This window comes from Spiroplasma endosymbiont of Othius punctulatus (genome assembly GCF_964019505.1).
In the GTDB taxonomy this organism is placed as follows: Bacteria; Bacillota_I; Bacilli_A; order Mycoplasmatales; family Mycoplasmataceae; genus TIUS-1.
On record NZ_OZ026449.1, the window covers coordinates 90,256 to 106,953 of the forward strand.

Consider the following 16,698-nt stretch of genomic DNA (forward strand, 5'->3'; position numbering starts at 1 on the left):
CAATGAGTGATTATTCAAATGCAGTTCCTCCTTTTTTAATGGGTAAGAAATTAGTTAAACCATTTTGAGGAAGGCTGTTAGCAATTAGGTTTTTAGACTTATTTCTTGTAAGTGCATTACAAATACTGGTTCCACTTTGCTTTTGAGCAATGGATGAATCTATATCAAAAACTGCAATCATATTTTCTATTCAAATATTTTTGGTGCTTACATATTTTGTGTTTATACCAACGCTGCTAAAGGGTAGGACGTTATTTAAACTGTTAATAAATGTCATTGTCTTAAAAGAAGATGGGACTAAAGTTGAATTTTGAAAAATACTAGTTAGAGAATTGATTTTTATAATCATTCCAACTTGTTTATTTTTTGGATCTCAGGTAATTAGTGCCGAAGTAGTGTGACAAACAAAAAGTCTATCTTGAGCTTGAATTGCTCGAGTTGGTTTAATCGTATTTTTTGTTTGAGGATTATATACAATGGTCACAATATATGTTCAAGCAGATAACTTAGCATGAATAGATATCAAATTAGGAATTAGAGTTTATAGAATTGAAACACCAGCAAAAGGAAAAAATATTGATACTGATTTTGAAGCGGTTAAAGATATGCCTTTGGTTTTCAATGAAGAAGATTTACAATTAGATGACAAGGAAGATAAAGATGAATAAATTGCACGATGTTATAACATCTTTAAATGATGAACAAGTTGAAGCACTATTAGAATTAGGTAAACCACTTAGAATTCTAGCGGGAGCTGGTTCTGGTAAAACTCGTGTAATTACAGGAAAAATTGGTCACTTAATTGAAAACGAAAATATAAATCAAAATAGAATTCTAGCGCTTACTTTTACAAACAAAGCCGCAAAGGAAATGAAAGAAAGAATAAATGATCTAATTGGAAAGATACCAAGATACATCACGACGTTTCACTCATTTGGAGTTCGTGTTTTAAGAGAGGAATATTCAAGTTGTGGATTAAATCCTGGATTTGAAATAATTGATTCATCAGATCAAGTTACTATTATCAAACGTTTAATAAAAGAAAATGGATTAGTTACCAACGCGAAAGAGAAAGAAATAATAGGATATATTTCAAGATGAAAAGGTTGAAGATATGATGGTTCAACTGACAGTGCAACAAACCACAAAGAAATACAAATATTAAAAGTGTATAGTCTCTATTTGAATTATCTAAAAGTTAATAACTCAATTGACTTTGATGATTTAATTTTAAAAGTCGAAGATTTATTTTTATCAAATAAAGAAGTATTAACCAAATGAATTCAAAAGTTTGACTACATTTTAGTTGATGAGTTTCAAGATACATCAACGTCGCAGTACAACATTGTAAAATTACTTTTAGGTAATAGAAGTTGTTTAACTGTTGTTGGTGATCCAGATCAAAACATTTACTCATGAAGAGGAAGTGAATTAAGTATTATTTTGGACTTTGAAAAAAACTTTAAAAATGCAAGAACAATTTTCTTAAATAAAAATTACAGATCAACTCAAAAGATATTAGATGTTGCAAATAATTTTATTGACCACAATAAAATGAGAGAAAAAAAAGATATCTATTCAGACACCAAAAGTGGAAAAGTGGTGCACGTTAAAGAAACTGCATCTGTTAATTTTGAGGCAAAATATATAGCAAATAAAATAAATGAATTAGTTGATAAAGGATACAAGTATTCTGATTTCTTCATTCTTTATAGAAATCACGCTATATCTAGACCATTTGAAACTTCATTTCAAAATCAAAAAATTCCATTTGAAATATTTGGTGGACTAGCCTTTAGAGACAGGTCTGTTGTTAAAGATTTGTCAGCAATGATAAAAATGATAACTCATGGACACGCAATTGCGTTCGGTAGAGTATTTAAACATGTACCGAGAATTGGTGCAGTGACAATTGAAAAAATTGTTGAGTTAGCAAAGTTAAAAAACACAACAATATTAAATTTGTTTGTCGAACACTTTGGTGAACTTCAAACTATATCTAAGAACCTAACAAGCTTTAGAGAAATGCTTGTTGGAGCAATTTCTATGGTAGATAATAACGATAAGCCAGTTGATGTCTTGAAATATATTGTTTCAAGAATTGGATATGAATTACAATTCAATACCACTGCAAGAGAAGATGTCGAAGCTAAAGCAAACATACTTACGTTCTATGATCAATTAGATTCATATATTGAAATGCTAGAAAATGATATTAAAGACACAAGAGAAATATTTGTTAACTTCTTGCAAAACGAAGCAATTGATATTACAAACGAAATAACAGATGAAGTTGTTGCAAATAAAGTAGTTATGTCTACTGTTCATGGAGTAAAGGGTTTAGAAAAGCGTGTGGTATTCATTGTTGGTGTAAACAACAATGTGTTCCCGTCTAAGTTTTCAAAAATAAGTATTAACTCACTTGAAGAAGAGAGAAGGTTGTTTTATGTAGCTGTGACTCGCGCAAAGGAAGAGCTATTTATTATGTATTCTGTTGGACAATATTCACACTTAGCAGGAGAAACATTGAGCATATCTAGATTCATAGAAGAGATAGATCCTAAATTATATGAATTAGAATCTAATATATTCTTCCATGGATCTAGCGTTAATGACATGACATCTAAAATCATTGTTCCAGTTGTTGAAGCTAAACCACTTAATAAAAGCACCAATGATGTTATCAAGGGTGACAAGGTTGAGCATGCTGCATTTGGAGTAGGTATTGTGGTTTCGATTCAAGGTAAGTTCTTATCTATAGCATTTACAGACCCGAGACATAAAGTAAAAATGATTCCGCTAAATTCTAATGTTTGGTGAAAAATTAATTAGTATATAATTAATACATATAAAGGAGATTAATTATATGACTTCAATCAAAGTAACAATCATTGACCCAGTTGGACTACACGCTAGACCAGCTTCAGTGTTAACTAAGGAAGCTTCAAAATTCACATCAGATATCAAAATTAAATCTGGTGAAAAAGAAGGTAACTTAAAATCAATCATGAACATCATGGCATTGGCAATTAAAACAAATACAGAAGTAGAAATTTTTGCAAATGGTACAGATGAAAAAGAAGCAATAGCAGCTATCGAAGCAGCTATGAAAGAAAATTCATTAATCTAATTTTAAGAAATTATTTTTCAAAAAAATGGTACCTTGGTATCATTTTTTATTGCTTAAATATTCAATTAAATTAGTGTTATTATTTTAAAAGATACTAGGAGAAATATTAATGGCAAATAAAATTTATAAAGGAATAGGGTCATCTGACGGAGTCTCAATAGCTAAAGTTTTTATCTTAAAAGAAGATAAAATTGTTATCGATGATAGCAAGGCAAAAGATCCAAAAGCTGAAATTACAAAGTACGAAAGTGCGATGGCTAAAACAAAAGAAGATCTAGTTAAACTAAAAGCAACTACTCTTGAAAAGTTAGGTGCGGAAAAAGCAGAAATCTTTGAGGCTCACTTATCAATTCTTGAAGACCCTGCAATTGGCGAAGGTATTCTTGAATTAATTAACAAATCAGAATATACAGTTTCAAAAGCAATCAACGAAGTTACAGGTAATTTTGTTGCAATGTTTGAAGCAATGGATGATGAATACTTTAAAGAAAGAGCGGCTGATGTAAAAGATATTTCAGCAAGATTATTAAAACATGCGCTTGGTGTAAGAATTATTGATTTAGCTGCAATCAACGAAGAAGTAATTATAGTAGCAGAAGATTTGACTCCTTCACAAACAGCACAATTAAATCCAAAAATGGTTAAAGGTTTTGCGTGTAATGTTGGGGGTAGAACTTCACATGCAGCGATTATGGCTAGAAGTTTAGAAATTCCAGCGGTACTTGGTTTAAAAGATATTTTAAGCTCAGTTAAAGATAACGACATTATTGCAATGGATGGATCAACTGGTGAAATAGAAATCAACCCAAAAGATAAAAAAGTATGAGAGAAAAAAGTTGAATCATTTAAAGCTTCACAAGAAGAGTTAAAAAAATTCATCAATGCCCCAACAGTTACAAAAGATGGATTCAAAGACTTTATCTTAGGTGCTAACATTGGTTCTCCAAATGATGTTGAAAATGTTTTAGCATATGGTGGAGAAGCAATTGGATTATTTAGATCTGAGTTCTTATATATGGACAACTCAAACTGACCAACAGAAGAAGAACAATTTACTTCATATAAAAAAGTAGTTGACTTGATGAAGGGTAAACCAACAGTTATCCGTACACTTGATATTGGAGGAGATAAAAAATTATCTTACTTCCAATTTCCACATGAAGATAACCCATTCTTGGGTTATAGAGCTATCAGATTTACAATGGATAAAAAAGATATCTTTAGAACTCAAATTAGAGCATTATTAAGAGCATCTGCGTTTGGACCGTTAGGAATTATGTTCCCAATGATCGCCACAGTTGATGAATTTAAAGCAGCCAAAGAATTTACTTTGGAATGTAAAAAAGAATTAGAAAAAGAAGGTATCAAAGTAGGTAAAGATCTTGAAATCGGTATGATGATAGAAATTCCTGCAGCAGCAGTTATTGCAGATAAGTTTGCTAAATATGCAGATTTCTTCTCAGTAGGAACAAATGATTTAATTCAATATACAATGGCTGCAGACCGTATGAGCGAAAAGGTTTCATACCTTTACCAACCATACAGTCCATCAATATTACATTTATTAAAACTAACAATTGACGGAGCACATAAACACGGTAAATGAGTAGGTATGTGTGGTGAGATGGCTGGAGAACCTCATGCAATTCCATTATTAATGGGACTTGGATTAGATGAGTTTTCTATGTCAGCAACTTCAGTTCCAAGAGCTAGAAGTATCATGTCAAAATTAACAATTAAAGAAACACAAGAGTTAGTTGCAAAAGCATTAGAGTGCGAGACTACAGAAGAAGTATTAAATTTAGTTAAAAAAGTTATAAAATAATAGTAGGAGAACATATGGGACTATTTTCAAAAAAAACAAAAGTATCAACAACAAGTGCATTAGAAATCTTTGCACCAGTAGACGGTAAACTAATCGACCTAACATCAGTACAAGACGAAATGTTCGCAGAAAAAATGATGGGAGATGGTTTAGCTATCGTTCCTGCAAACGGAACTTTCGTATCACCAATCGATGGAGAACTTGTTACAGTTTTCAAACCATCAGGACACGCTTATGGTATTAAAGCAAGTAATGGAGTTGAAGTATTAATTCATATTGGATTAGATACAGTTGCATTAGGTGGAGAAGGATTCGACATCAAAGTATCACAAGGAAACAAAATTAAAAAAGGTGAAGCATTAGTAAATGTTGACCTTGCAGTTGTTACACCAAAAGTGCCATCAATTGAAACACCAATCATTTTCATGACTGAATCAATGACTGGTAAAACATTAACAATAGTTAAAACTGGTGAAGTAAAAGCCGGTGAATTAATCGCTACAATTGCTTAATTCAAATTCTAAAATCGCTTAGGCGATTTTTTTATATATATAATAAACACATGAATAATTCAGAACAAAAAGACAAATTAATATTAGATGACACAAAGTGATCTCACTTTTTTTCGATAACAAATTGAAAAAAAGAGGGTGGAATAATTATGTTGATTTCATTGTTGATTCCACTGGTAACGAGTTTACTTTTTTCTTTACTAAATGGTGGTGCATTCAACCAACATTCAGTTTATCCAATGATTCAAATGATAATAACAATGGCATGTTCAGTAGCTGCACTTTTGTTTGCAACAAGAACTAAGTTCTACACTGAATACAAAATTATATTTTTTTGATCTAATACTGCATTCTTCTTTTTAACTATATTTATTGGTCCTTTTTCAAAATGGATTGACCCAATGTTGTTGGGAACAATATTGCAAACAATATATCAAATCACTGTTATTGTTTTGGCGTTTTTTCTAATAAAAGGATTTAGAGAAAATATTTTTAATGGATTTAAAACATCTTGATTAACAATCTTGATAGCAACAATGGTAGCTGTTCCGTTGATGTATTTATGATCGTGGGCAATGTCGAAAACTGGTCTTGCGGAATCAGTTAATCAAAACTCAATTGTAGATTTAATACAAACTGCAAACGATAATCTATTAAGTAAAATATTTATTTTCATATTGTTATTTTTATTTGTAGTGGTGGCTGCCCCTATATTTGAAGAAATGATAGCCAGGTACTTCATAGCGGTCTTTAGCGGCAATAGGTGAGTAACACTTGCAATTAGTACAATTGCGTTTGCCACAATGCACACAACGGCTTCAGGGGACTTTATAGGGCTTCCGATATATATATTTGGATCATTTTTAATGTCACTAGCGTTCACATTATTTGGATCACTTAGTCATTCAATAATAATTCATATAACATGAAACTTAATTTCATATATATTATTAGTAATTAGCAATTCTTAAGGAGTATAGAAAATGATTGAATATACAGTAAATACAAACGACGAAGGACAAACAATTTTTAAGTTTGTAAAGAAAGTTCAAAAGGATATGTCGTTGTCAATAATTTATAAATTATTTAGAACAGGTAATATCAAAATTAATAATAAAAAAGTTAAAGAGCATTCAATCATTTTACAAGTTGGTGACAACATTAAAATATATTCAAAAATCGCAATTGAACAAGTAAGGGATGAATTTGTTTCAATACCGTACAAAGACTTAAAAATTGTATTTGAAGATACAAACATTTTAATTGCAGATAAACCTTCTAACTTAGAGGTTCACTCAGATATTAATGACTCATTAGATCTGATGGTTAAATCATATTTGTTCAAGAAAAAAGAATACCAACCAGACAAAGAAAATAGTTTTGTTGTAAGTCATATTCATAGAATCGATAAGCTAACAAAGGGTCTTGTGATTTATGCTAAAAACAAAAAAGCATTAGATTACTTTTTAGAAGTTATTAAAGATAAAGAAAAAATTGAGAAACGTTATATTGCTAGATTAGAAAAAATATACAAAGGCCCAAATGAAGTTAAGGGATTTATGAGATATGATTCTGAAATTCAAAAGTCAATTTTTTCACTAGAATTTATTGAAGAAGAGTATGGTTTAAAATCGTGTGAAATGTCTGTCGAGTTCAGAAGAGGTGTTGCGGATATAGTTTTAGGTTCAGGTAGAAAACACCAAATTCGCGCAATCATGGGATACTATAATTCTCCAATTGAAGGTGATTTTAGATATGGTGCTAAAAGAAGTTCAAAAAGAGAAATTGCACTAGTCGCAAAATCAGTTGCGTTCTTCAACTTTGATAACGGATTTGAGTATCTTAACAATAAATCTTTCGTATCAAAATACGAAGTATAATTTAACATTGAAAAACTATTTAATAAATTTAAAATAGTTTTTTTATTTGAGTAAAAAAATGGTTTCACTAAGAAATAAAAATATGTTATTATTTTAGAGTAAGTTTTCTTACACACAAACCCGGCTTTTTAGCTCAGTGGTAGAGCAACCGGCTGTTAACCGGTTGGTCGCAGGTTCAAATCCTGCAAAAGCCGCCAAATGGCCTGTTGGTGAAGCGGTTAACACACACGGTTTTCATCCGTGCATTCACGGGTTCAAACCCCGTACAGGCTACCATAAATGGAGCATTAGCTCAGTTGGGAGAGCGTCTGCCTTACAAGCAGATGGTCGGGGGTTCAAGTCCCTCATGCTCCACCATTTATGCTGATGTGGCTCAACGGTAGAGCAACTGACTTGTAATCAGTAGGTTGTAGGTTCGATTCCTATCATCAGCACCAGTTTTGAAATAAACATGCGAAGGAATATGTGTTCCTTCATTCCTCCGGAATTGGCGGAATTGGCAGACGCACCAGACTTAGGATCTGGCGTGGTAACACGTGGGGGTTCAAGTCCCTTATTCCGGACCACATTGAAACCAAAAGACTTTATTAGTCTTTTTTTTGTTATAATTTTAGAAATTTATTGGAGAATTAAAATTATGTCAAAAAAAATCAAAGTTGTTTTCTCGGATCTTGATTCTACATTATTACGTGATGATCATAGATTCTCTGAATACACAAAAGAAATCATAAATGAGTTTTGTTCTAAAGGTGGAATTTTTGTTCCGATTTCAGCAAGAAGTATTAGTAATGTAAAAATGCTAGCTAGAGTTTTAGGAATTTTAAAATACGATGGTTATTTAGTTGCTCACAATGGTGGCCAAGTATATGACATTAAAAACAACAAAATGATTGTTGATGAATTTGTATCAAAAGAAATTATTAAAGATGTATTTGAAAAGACATATGGCGAAGTCGGAAAATATAAAGTTCATTTCTTTTCCGACAACATTACATATAGTTATGGGAATGCTAAGAACACAGAGTATTGAGCAAACGTAACAAAAAAAGAATTCAAGATAATTAAAAGTGTTGATGAAATAAAAGAAAATATTTACCTAATAACTTTCATACTAAATGAAAAAGCCGATGAAATAAGTGTTGAAGAATTACACAAAACTTTCAAATACGAATACACACAATTTCATAAATACACAAATCGTGTTTATGAATTAACCCCAATAACAACAAGCAAAGGTATCGGAATGGAAACTGTAATCAAAGAACTTGAAAAACAGGGATTAGAGATAGAAACTTATGCATTCGGAGATGGCGCAAATGACATAACTATGTTTGAAAAAGCCGATCACCCAATAGCGATGCAAAACGCAGTTCCAATTTTAAAAACTAAAGCAAAATTAGAAACAAAAACAAATAATAATGACGGTGTTGCAACATATATTAAAGAAAATATTGTAGAATAATAACAAGCAACAAATCAGGAGCAAAAATGGCAATTACAAATATTACAAGCATGTCTCAATTCGAAAACGAAATTGCAGAAAACAACAAAGTGTTTGTTAGTTTCTTCGCTACATGATGTGGACCATGTAAAATGGTTGAGCCATTCATTGAAGAAATCGCAAAAGAAACAAAAGACGTTAAATTCATAGAAATTGACGTAGATATAAATAAAGACATCGCAGAAAAATTTGCAATCATGTCGATACCAACAATGATTATCTTTGAAAATAAAGAAGCTGTTAGATCACACACAGGATTTGCTTCAAAAGATATGTTAAATAAATTTATCAATCAATAAAATAGGCGGAACGAAATTATGATAAAAATGATAGGATTTGATCTTGACGGAACATTATTAAATTCAAAAGGTGAAGTAAGTAGAGACGCAATTGAGGCAATTCGTCTTGCAAGAAAATACAATGTAAAAATTGTTATCAATACTGGAAGAAGTGTTTCACGTGTTGAAGAAATTGCTAGATCAATTGATGGATTCAAATACGATGACTTCATCGTTACTTTAAACGGAGCTAAAGTATTTAAATTTAGAAACGATATATTAACAGAAGAAAAATCAAAACCATTTACTGAAGAACAAATCAAAGAAATATTCAAAAAAGTAAATGAATTAAAATTAACTGTTTTTGCTTATGGTGTAAATGGTAAAAAATCTTTCTCAAACAAGAAAGCTTCATTAGTGACAATAGTAATGTCAAAATACAATAAATTACCAGTTGAAAAATATGATGGTTCAACACTACCAACTGAATTATTTTCAAAAATGATTATCAAAGGTTCAACAGCGAACATGGTAATATTCAAAAAATTCTTGAATAAAAAAGAATATGTTTCTTCAAGTGCAAGCTACCCTAAAACAAATCCAAAAATTTTGGAAGTTACTGCACCTGGTGTTGATAAGGCACATGCACTTAGAATAATTGCAAAAGAATATGAAATTTCTCCAAAAGAAGTAGCATATTTCGGAGATGGTGAAAATGATATTTCAGCATTAAAATGAGCAGGTCATTCCTATGCAATGTCAAATGCGCCAGATCAAATTAAAGAAGTTGCAAAATTTAGAGCATCTTCAGATGATGGGATTGCATCAGAGATTCTTAAATTTGTTGAAGAACATGTCGACGAAAGTCACTCATCAAATACAATTTTATCTGATGAAGCAGCCGAATCTGCTGACACAAACGTAGATTCATCAAGTGAAACAAAATAGTCAAACGACTATTTTTTTTATATAATCTAAATACTAACGAGGTCACATGAAAAAGTTAATAAGTTTATTTTTTGTATTAACAATTATGACGCCTTCAGCTTTGTTGATAATTTCATGCGGTGGACAACCAAACGATAATGTTGAAGTTTGAATCGAATCAAGCCCTAACAGTACCTCTTTAATTGGATATATTGATGCTGCAAAATATTTTAATGCTAAGTCTGAAAACGAAATTAAAGTGGAAATAAAAAATATCTCAAAAGGCAATATGGAACGTGAACTATTATCTAATAAATATGCACCAGACATTATAAACGGATCTCTTGATAGAGCATTCCGCGTTCAACAAATCAGGTCAGAAAAAATTATGTCAATTGAATTTGATGAAACAAAAGCATTTGATAAATCATTTTTAGAATTTGGACAAGACAAAGATGATAATCAATTGATGGTTCCTATTGGTAAATCGTTTTCAGTTTTATTGATCAACAAAAAACTACTTCGCGAAATTGGTTATAAGTTTAGTGAAGATGGTGAAGAATTAGTTAATAAAATTTGAGATAAACGTTTTGAAATAATAAAAGAACTAGACAAAAGTAAAAAGAAATTTCTTGGTATAGATGATATGTCTGATTTAATAAATCTACAATTTGCAAAAGAAAATAAAATTAGCACAAGCGAAATGAACCCTGATTACTTTTTTAACTATTATGATGATATTTTAAATATTAATAAAAAAGCAGCAAATACATTTGATCCGTTAATGCAAGAATTGAATAATATAAGAGATTCATTAATTGTAACCAGCAACAATACAAGACCATCGGGTGCTTTTAAAAACAATAGTTTATTAATGTCTACAGCTTCAAGTGCAGGGTTAAAATATTATAATTCCTGAGACAAAGGGTGAGATAATGATATTGGAATAATAAATATTCCTTCTACTAAAAATTTTATGGTACAAAGAGGTGATGGATTGATCGCATTAGAATCTGGAAATAGCAATAAAGAAAAAGTAGCAGAAGATTTTATAAACTACTTGGTGGACTCAGATGAAATATGAGAACCGACAAGTGCGACAGGTTATATTCCTTGAACAAAAAAAGGAATTGAAAATATAAAATTCAAAGAAGATTCACCAGAAGATGAGGTTTTAAAAATGGTTAAAGGTCAAACCAAAAATCAATTTAGTATTGAGTCAAATGAGTCATCTGGACTTTATAACCAATTTATTTTTAATGAAATGGTCGTAAATATATTACTAAGTGATAGTGGTTGAGATATAGAAAAATTATTTGATGGTGACGCAAAAGCTGCGTATACAAATGCATCAAAATCAAGAGAAATAATAGTGAACGAAAATTAATATGAGCATAACCGTAAAGAATCTTAAAATTAAATATGACAACAAAAACATTGTTGACAATGTTTCTTTTGTTGTGGAAAGCGGAGAAGTTCTTACGATATTGGGTCCATCTGGTTCAGGTAAAACAACATTACTTGATTCTATTGCAGGATTAAAGCAACCAACATCAGGACAAATTCACTTTAAGAATTTTGATGTTACACGTACAAGTCCACAAAGAAGAAATGTAGGTTATGTTTTTCAAGATTACGCACTATATCCACACCTTAGTGTTTCAAAAAATATTGGACTACCTTTGATTGAATCAAAATCTTTACACAATAGAATTAAGACAAAAAATATTAATATAAAAAGAAATATAAACCTATTGAACAACTCAGGGAATTTAAAAGAGCTATACGAGTATCAAAAAAATATTTGCTTTCAATTAGAAAAACAAATAAGAGAAATCAATGAACGTTATTTTTCTGATGATATCAACATAACAAAAAAATTAACTGAAGAAGTTGAAGCAATTGTTAATGCGAAAATAAGTAGAGATGACGAAACGTTATTTTCGAGAATGACATCAACATTGTTTGACCAAGTTCGTGTATTTTATTTTGATGAATATGTAAAAACTTTTGAAGAAGTAAAAGCACAAATTCTAAATTTAAAAAATAAAGAAATCGACAAAACCATAAAAACAATCATCCAATCAATTTGAAAAACATTCGACTATGAATGGGTGGTTAAATATAAATACCTTTCAAGTAAAAATAAAAAATCAGTTAAGTCACAACTTGACTTATTTAATTCTGAAATTCATCATGTCGCAAAGGATAAAAGCAAACTTGATGAATGTAAAAAAATTACATCAAAAGAGTGTTTAGATGACATGATAGAATTGATCAGAAACGCTTTCAAAATTGAAATTGCTGAAACAAAAACAATAATATCTCATATGATTTATACTTTCGAATCTGATTTTCAAGATTATAAAAATACTTTATCTTTAAGTTTAGAGCCGACAATTTATACAGTGGAAGAATTTAATAATGAGAATGAACTTTTAAAATCTAAATTAAAAAATTCAAAAGAAGTAATGAAAAAAATGATTTCAGATGTTGCGGCTAAAGTTGACATAACAGAGTTGTTAGAAAAAAAACCAAATCAACTTTCATGAGGACAACAACAAAGGGTTGCCATTGCTCGTGCAATTGTAAAAGTTCCTGATGTATTGTTAATGGATGAAGCTTTATCGCATCTTGATTATCAATTAAAAAGCATCACAAGAAGATGGTTCAAAGAGTTTCAAAGAGAAATGAAAATCACAACTATTGCTGTAACTCATGATCAATCTGAAGCCATGAGTATGTCTGATAAAATTGCTGTTTTAAATAATGGCAAAATAATCCAATTTGGAACACCAAGAGAAATTTATGATAATCCAGTAAATAAATTTGTTGCTGAATTTGTTGGTTCACCACAGACAAACATAATTGCTGTGACAGTTAGTGAATCAAAATTCAAAATTCAAGACATTGAATTTAAAACAAAAGTTAACGGTGAAGTTTTTATTGGAATAAGGCCTGAGGATGTTATTTTAGGAAACAAGTTTAAAGGACAAGTTTCTTTAATTGAAGACATGGGAAAAAATAAAAATGTCTCAATCAAATTCGACAACACGACTATTATTGGGGTATTTGATTCAACTTGTGAATTTGAAATTGGACAAGAAATCAAATTCGATTTCAAAAACAAAAAGATGTTAATTTTTGAAAGTGAAGATGATCAAAAATTGATTGAGGTAATCTAATGGGGTTCAAACTACGTTTAGAGAAACTAATTTCAAAGCAAAAGACAAATAAGAATTCAATATTTAATTCTCTATTATGAATAACTCCGGCATTGGTATTTGTAATCATATTTTCATACTTCGCATTTTTCTCGGTTGCAAAATCATCAACCAATGAATATGAAAGTTTTTGAACATATGCTTTTACATTTAATAACTATGAACTTTTATTTAATGACAAATCATTTTTGATAGCTTTGAGAAACTCATTAATTTTTGTGGTGACTGTAATACCAATTTCTTTATTTTTCAGTATGTTGATTTCAAAATATATAAGCAACATTTTAAACAAACAAGCATTTAGCTTTTTTCAATTTATATTTTTTATTCCATATGTAACGTCAACACTTGCAGTGACAATGGCATTTGCAATTATCTTTTCGCCAACTGGTGGAATATTTAATTCAATATTAAATCTATTTGGAATAGATAATATTAATTGGTTCAGCAAAGGGTGAGCACTTGTTATGATATTATTTTTTGGTTTTTGAACTTTAATGCCATTCCAGATTTTAATATTGACTGGTTCATTTGTAAGAATAAATAATAAGTATTACAAAGCGGCTTCAATTGATGGTATGAGTAATTTTAAACAGTTGTTCAAAATTACTCTGCCGCTAGTTAGACAAACAATGTTTTACTTAATAACTGTAGGAATTATTGCCTCATTTAAAATATTCCCCGTTGGGCTATTTGAGTCATACAACCAAACAACATTAATAGAAGCGCAAACTTTAGTTTCATATATTTTTGAAAGATTAAATGGAATCGATGGAATAAGAGATTATAGACTGTCTTCAGCAGCAGCAATTATCTTAACCTTAATTGTGCTTGTACTAACAATCTCAAATATGATAATCGCCAAAAAGGTAAAGACGTAATGAACAAAAAAATAATCAGACAAAATTTCAACAATGAAATTAGACAAACGAAGTCTGATTATTTTGAGTTTAAAAACAACAATGAAAATACAAAATTTTCTATTTTAGAAAAAAGATATGAATCTGGATTGTCGATCAAAAAACATAGAAACCACTTCCAAGAAGAGGTGATAACAAAGGTTAAGTATACAAAGTACTTGTATTTAATTAGTTTCTTAATTTCAAAGTTCTTTTATGAAATTTGATTCAAGCTTTCAAATTATAAATTCATTCGCAAAATCAAAAAAGAAAACGAACAAACAAACCAGTTTGCCGGAAAACATACTAGAGCTCAATTGGTAAATAAAATATTACAAATTATATTTTTATCAATTTCAGCAATTGTGATTGTGTTTCCTTTTTATTGAATGTTAAATATCTCGCTGACACCAGATGAATATTTGCTATCAGGTGACGTACCTCCGATATTACCGCTGCATTGATCAATTCAGCCTTATAAGGATTTAATACACTTTATAAATCAAAGAGAAGTATATGAGGTTTCATTTGCGAGAATAATGTGGAACTCGGTTTTAATAACGTTAGTATCTGTTATGGTGCAAATTATTATTTCTGTGACTGCAGGTTTTGCAATGGCGAATTTTAAAAATAACTTTATTAAAATTGTTTCAGTTATTTTTATTGCAGCATTAGCAATACCAGGAGAATCGCTGATTCTTGGGCAATTAGTATTTATGAAACAACTTGGTATGGGTAACACCTTCATGGCGTTGATTGTCCCGTTTGCTGCAAACATAGTAGGAATATATCTAATTGCAAATGCATTTAGATCAATACCTTCACAATTAAAAAAAGCTACACAAGTAGATGGACTATCAACGGGTAAGTACTTTTTTAAAGTCGCAATACCCCATATTAAATATTCAATAATGCTTGTTATGGTGCTGTCTTTAATATCATCATGAAACTCATTGTTGTGACCAACAGCGATATTAAATTCTGATTCACAGTGAGTAACGTTGCCAATGTTGTTATGAGGATTGATTAACCCTGAAAACTTACCTAACGCAGCATTAGAAGACCCGATAAATCTAAAAATGGCTGGAACAATAATATCAACAATACCAATGTTGCTATTGTGTTTGGTGTTTAATAAATTATTCATTAAAGGTAATAAAAACATTAATATGTAAAACAAAACCATTACAGGTTTTGTTTTTATATTAAAAAGTTAAATAAAAAAATAACACATTTATTCACAACTATATATAATAAAACTAACAAAAAAATTCAAAGGAGAACCAATTATGAAATCAAGTAAAGTTATAAATATTCAACAGTATTTAATTGCAGAATTATTTGATGTAATTGATGATCGTATTGAATGATTAAAAGACGTATTAGGCGCTGAGAATCTCTCCCTGTAGGCGCAAGCATTGCGCGTTTAAATTAATAAATTTTAAAAGTAAAGGAGACAGAATTCAATGAATAAAACAATTCTAGAAATTCGCGATCTTACTAAGCAATATGACGGAAAAGTTATTTTAAAAGGTATTAGTTTTAATGTCCGAGAAGGAGAGTTTGTAACTCTATTAGGACCTTCTGGGTGCGGAAAATCTACAACATTAAATATTATTGCAGGAAGAGAAAAACCAAACAGTGGTGATCTTTTGTTCGAAGGAAAAGACCTTACAAAAATTCCAACAAACAAAAGAGAAATAAACACTATTTTTCAAAACTATGCACTTTTCCCACACTACGATGTTTTCGAAAACATTGCTTATGGATTGAGAATTAAAAAAACAAAGGAACACATTGTTCAAGAAGAAGTTGGGGCCTACATTAAAAAAATGGGACTAGCTGGTTTTGAGCATAAACGTGTTCAAGACTTATCAGGTGGACAAAGACAAAGAGTTGCAATCGCAAGAGCTTTAATTTTAAAACCAAGAATACTACTATTAGATGAACCGCTAGCGGCACTAGATGTTCAACTTAAAAAAAGAATGCAAGATGAATTAAAAGAACTACAAGAACAAGTGGGGATTACTTTCGTATTGGTAACACATGATCAAGAAGAAGCTCTAACATTGAGTGATAGAATCATTGTTTTAAACGATGGTGTTATTAAACAAATTGGGACACCTCAATCAGTTTACAATGAACCAGAAAATAGATGAGTTGCTAACTTTATTGGTAAATCAAACATTATTGAAAATGGTATGTTTATTGAAGATGAGAAAGTTTCATTCGATGGTAAAACTTTTGCATGTAATGACAAAGGGTTTGGAACAGAAGAAGCTAACATCGATATTGTAATCAGACCAGAAGATATTATTATTGGTGAAAAATCAAAAGGATTTTTTGATGGAGTAGTTAGTGATGTAGTTTTCAAAGGTACTGTTTATGAGTATGTGATCAAAACTAAAGACAGAACTTATATGGCTCAAACTACTCAGTTTTTTGACTTTGATATGGAAGTATCAATTAAATGAGAAAGAGACGATATTCACATAATGTGAAAGGAGATTGATGAGTAATGG

15 protein-coding genes and 5 tRNA genes are annotated in these 16,698 nt (G+C 30.3%); all 20 read left to right on the forward strand.

What is annotated here, in order from left to right:
- Nucleotides 1-2 precede the first annotated feature (2 nt).
- A complete protein-coding gene (locus AACL07_RS00455; RefSeq protein ID WP_338983679.1) occupies nucleotides 3-668 on the forward strand; it encodes an RDD family protein in 666 nt (221 codons plus the stop codon).
- Complete coding sequence (locus AACL07_RS00460; RefSeq protein ID WP_338983681.1) at nucleotides 661-2,832, forward strand: ATP-dependent helicase; 2,172 nt, start codon at nucleotides 661-663, stop codon at nucleotides 2,830-2,832. Before AACL07_RS00455 ends, AACL07_RS00460 begins: the two co-directional genes overlap by 8 nt.
- 34 nt (nucleotides 2,833-2,866) lie before the next feature.
- Nucleotides 2,867-3,130 carry an HPr family phosphocarrier protein gene (locus AACL07_RS00465; protein ID WP_338983683.1) on the forward strand — a complete coding sequence of 88 codons (264 nt, stop codon included), beginning with the start codon at nucleotides 2,867-2,869 and terminating at the stop codon, nucleotides 3,128-3,130.
- Between the two features lie 109 nt (nucleotides 3,131-3,239).
- Nucleotides 3,240-4,955: a phosphoenolpyruvate--protein phosphotransferase gene (gene ptsP, locus AACL07_RS00470; RefSeq protein WP_338983685.1), complete on the forward strand. Its 1,716-nt coding sequence runs from the start codon at nucleotides 3,240-3,242 to the stop codon at nucleotides 4,953-4,955.
- A gap of 14 nt (nucleotides 4,956-4,969) precedes the next feature.
- Nucleotides 4,970-5,467 (forward strand): PTS glucose transporter subunit IIA, encoded by a 498-nt coding sequence (locus tag AACL07_RS00475; protein ID WP_338983687.1) that lies wholly within the window; start codon nucleotides 4,970-4,972, stop codon nucleotides 5,465-5,467.
- Nucleotides 5,468-5,517: 50 nt separating this feature from the next.
- Nucleotides 5,518-6,438, forward strand: coding sequence for a type II CAAX endopeptidase family protein (locus AACL07_RS00480; protein ID WP_338983688.1), 921 nt, complete (start codon nucleotides 5,518-5,520; stop codon nucleotides 6,436-6,438).
- A gap of 12 nt (nucleotides 6,439-6,450) precedes the next feature.
- Nucleotides 6,451-7,347 (forward strand): RluA family pseudouridine synthase, encoded by an 897-nt coding sequence (locus tag AACL07_RS00485; protein ID WP_338983690.1) that lies wholly within the window; start codon nucleotides 6,451-6,453, stop codon nucleotides 7,345-7,347.
- 122 nt (nucleotides 7,348-7,469) lie between these two features.
- Nucleotides 7,470-7,544: transfer RNA gene (locus AACL07_RS00490), tRNA-Asn, on the forward strand.
- Nucleotides 7,545-7,547: 3 nt separating this feature from the next.
- Nucleotides 7,548-7,623, forward strand: a tRNA-Glu gene (locus AACL07_RS00495).
- A 5-nt stretch (nucleotides 7,624-7,628) separates the two neighbouring features.
- A tRNA-Val gene (locus AACL07_RS00500) sits at nucleotides 7,629-7,704 on the forward strand.
- 5 nt (nucleotides 7,705-7,709) lie between these two features.
- Nucleotides 7,710-7,784: transfer RNA gene (locus AACL07_RS00505), tRNA-Thr, on the forward strand.
- Between the two features lie 44 nt (nucleotides 7,785-7,828).
- Nucleotides 7,829-7,913: transfer RNA gene (locus AACL07_RS00510), tRNA-Leu, on the forward strand.
- Nucleotides 7,914-7,984: 71 nt separating this feature from the next.
- Nucleotides 7,985-8,809 carry an HAD family hydrolase gene (locus AACL07_RS00515; RefSeq protein ID WP_338983692.1) on the forward strand — a complete coding sequence of 275 codons (825 nt, stop codon included), beginning with the start codon at nucleotides 7,985-7,987 and terminating at the stop codon, nucleotides 8,807-8,809.
- A 26-nt stretch (nucleotides 8,810-8,835) separates the two neighbouring features.
- Nucleotides 8,836-9,147, forward strand: coding sequence for a thioredoxin (gene trxA, locus AACL07_RS00520; protein ID WP_338983694.1), 312 nt, complete (start codon nucleotides 8,836-8,838; stop codon nucleotides 9,145-9,147).
- Nucleotides 9,148-9,165: 18 nt separating this feature from the next.
- Nucleotides 9,166-10,074, forward strand: coding sequence for an HAD family hydrolase (locus AACL07_RS00525; RefSeq protein ID WP_338983696.1), 909 nt, complete (start codon nucleotides 9,166-9,168; stop codon nucleotides 10,072-10,074).
- A gap of 46 nt (nucleotides 10,075-10,120) precedes the next feature.
- Nucleotides 10,121-11,440 carry an ABC transporter substrate-binding protein gene (locus tag AACL07_RS00530; protein WP_338983698.1) on the forward strand — a complete coding sequence of 440 codons (1,320 nt, stop codon included), beginning with the start codon at nucleotides 10,121-10,123 and terminating at the stop codon, nucleotides 11,438-11,440.
- A 1-nt stretch (nucleotide 11,441) separates the two neighbouring features.
- Nucleotides 11,442-13,238: an ATP-binding cassette domain-containing protein gene (locus tag AACL07_RS00535; RefSeq protein WP_338983700.1), complete on the forward strand. Its 1,797-nt coding sequence runs from the start codon at nucleotides 11,442-11,444 to the stop codon at nucleotides 13,236-13,238.
- Nucleotides 13,238-14,158, forward strand: a complete 921-nt coding sequence (locus AACL07_RS00540) for a sugar ABC transporter permease (RefSeq protein WP_338983702.1) — start codon at nucleotides 13,238-13,240, stop codon at nucleotides 14,156-14,158. Before AACL07_RS00535 ends, AACL07_RS00540 begins: the two co-directional genes overlap by 1 nt.
- A complete protein-coding gene (locus AACL07_RS00545; RefSeq protein WP_338983704.1) occupies nucleotides 14,158-15,351 on the forward strand; it encodes a carbohydrate ABC transporter permease in 1,194 nt (397 codons plus the stop codon). The genes AACL07_RS00540 and AACL07_RS00545 overlap by 1 nt, the downstream gene beginning before the upstream one ends.
- A gap of 291 nt (nucleotides 15,352-15,642) precedes the next feature.
- Entirely contained in the window at nucleotides 15,643-16,695 is a 1,053-nt protein-coding gene (gene potA, locus AACL07_RS00550) for a spermidine/putrescine ABC transporter ATP-binding protein (protein WP_338983706.1), read from the forward strand.
- The last annotated feature ends 3 nt before the right edge of the window (nucleotides 16,696-16,698 follow it).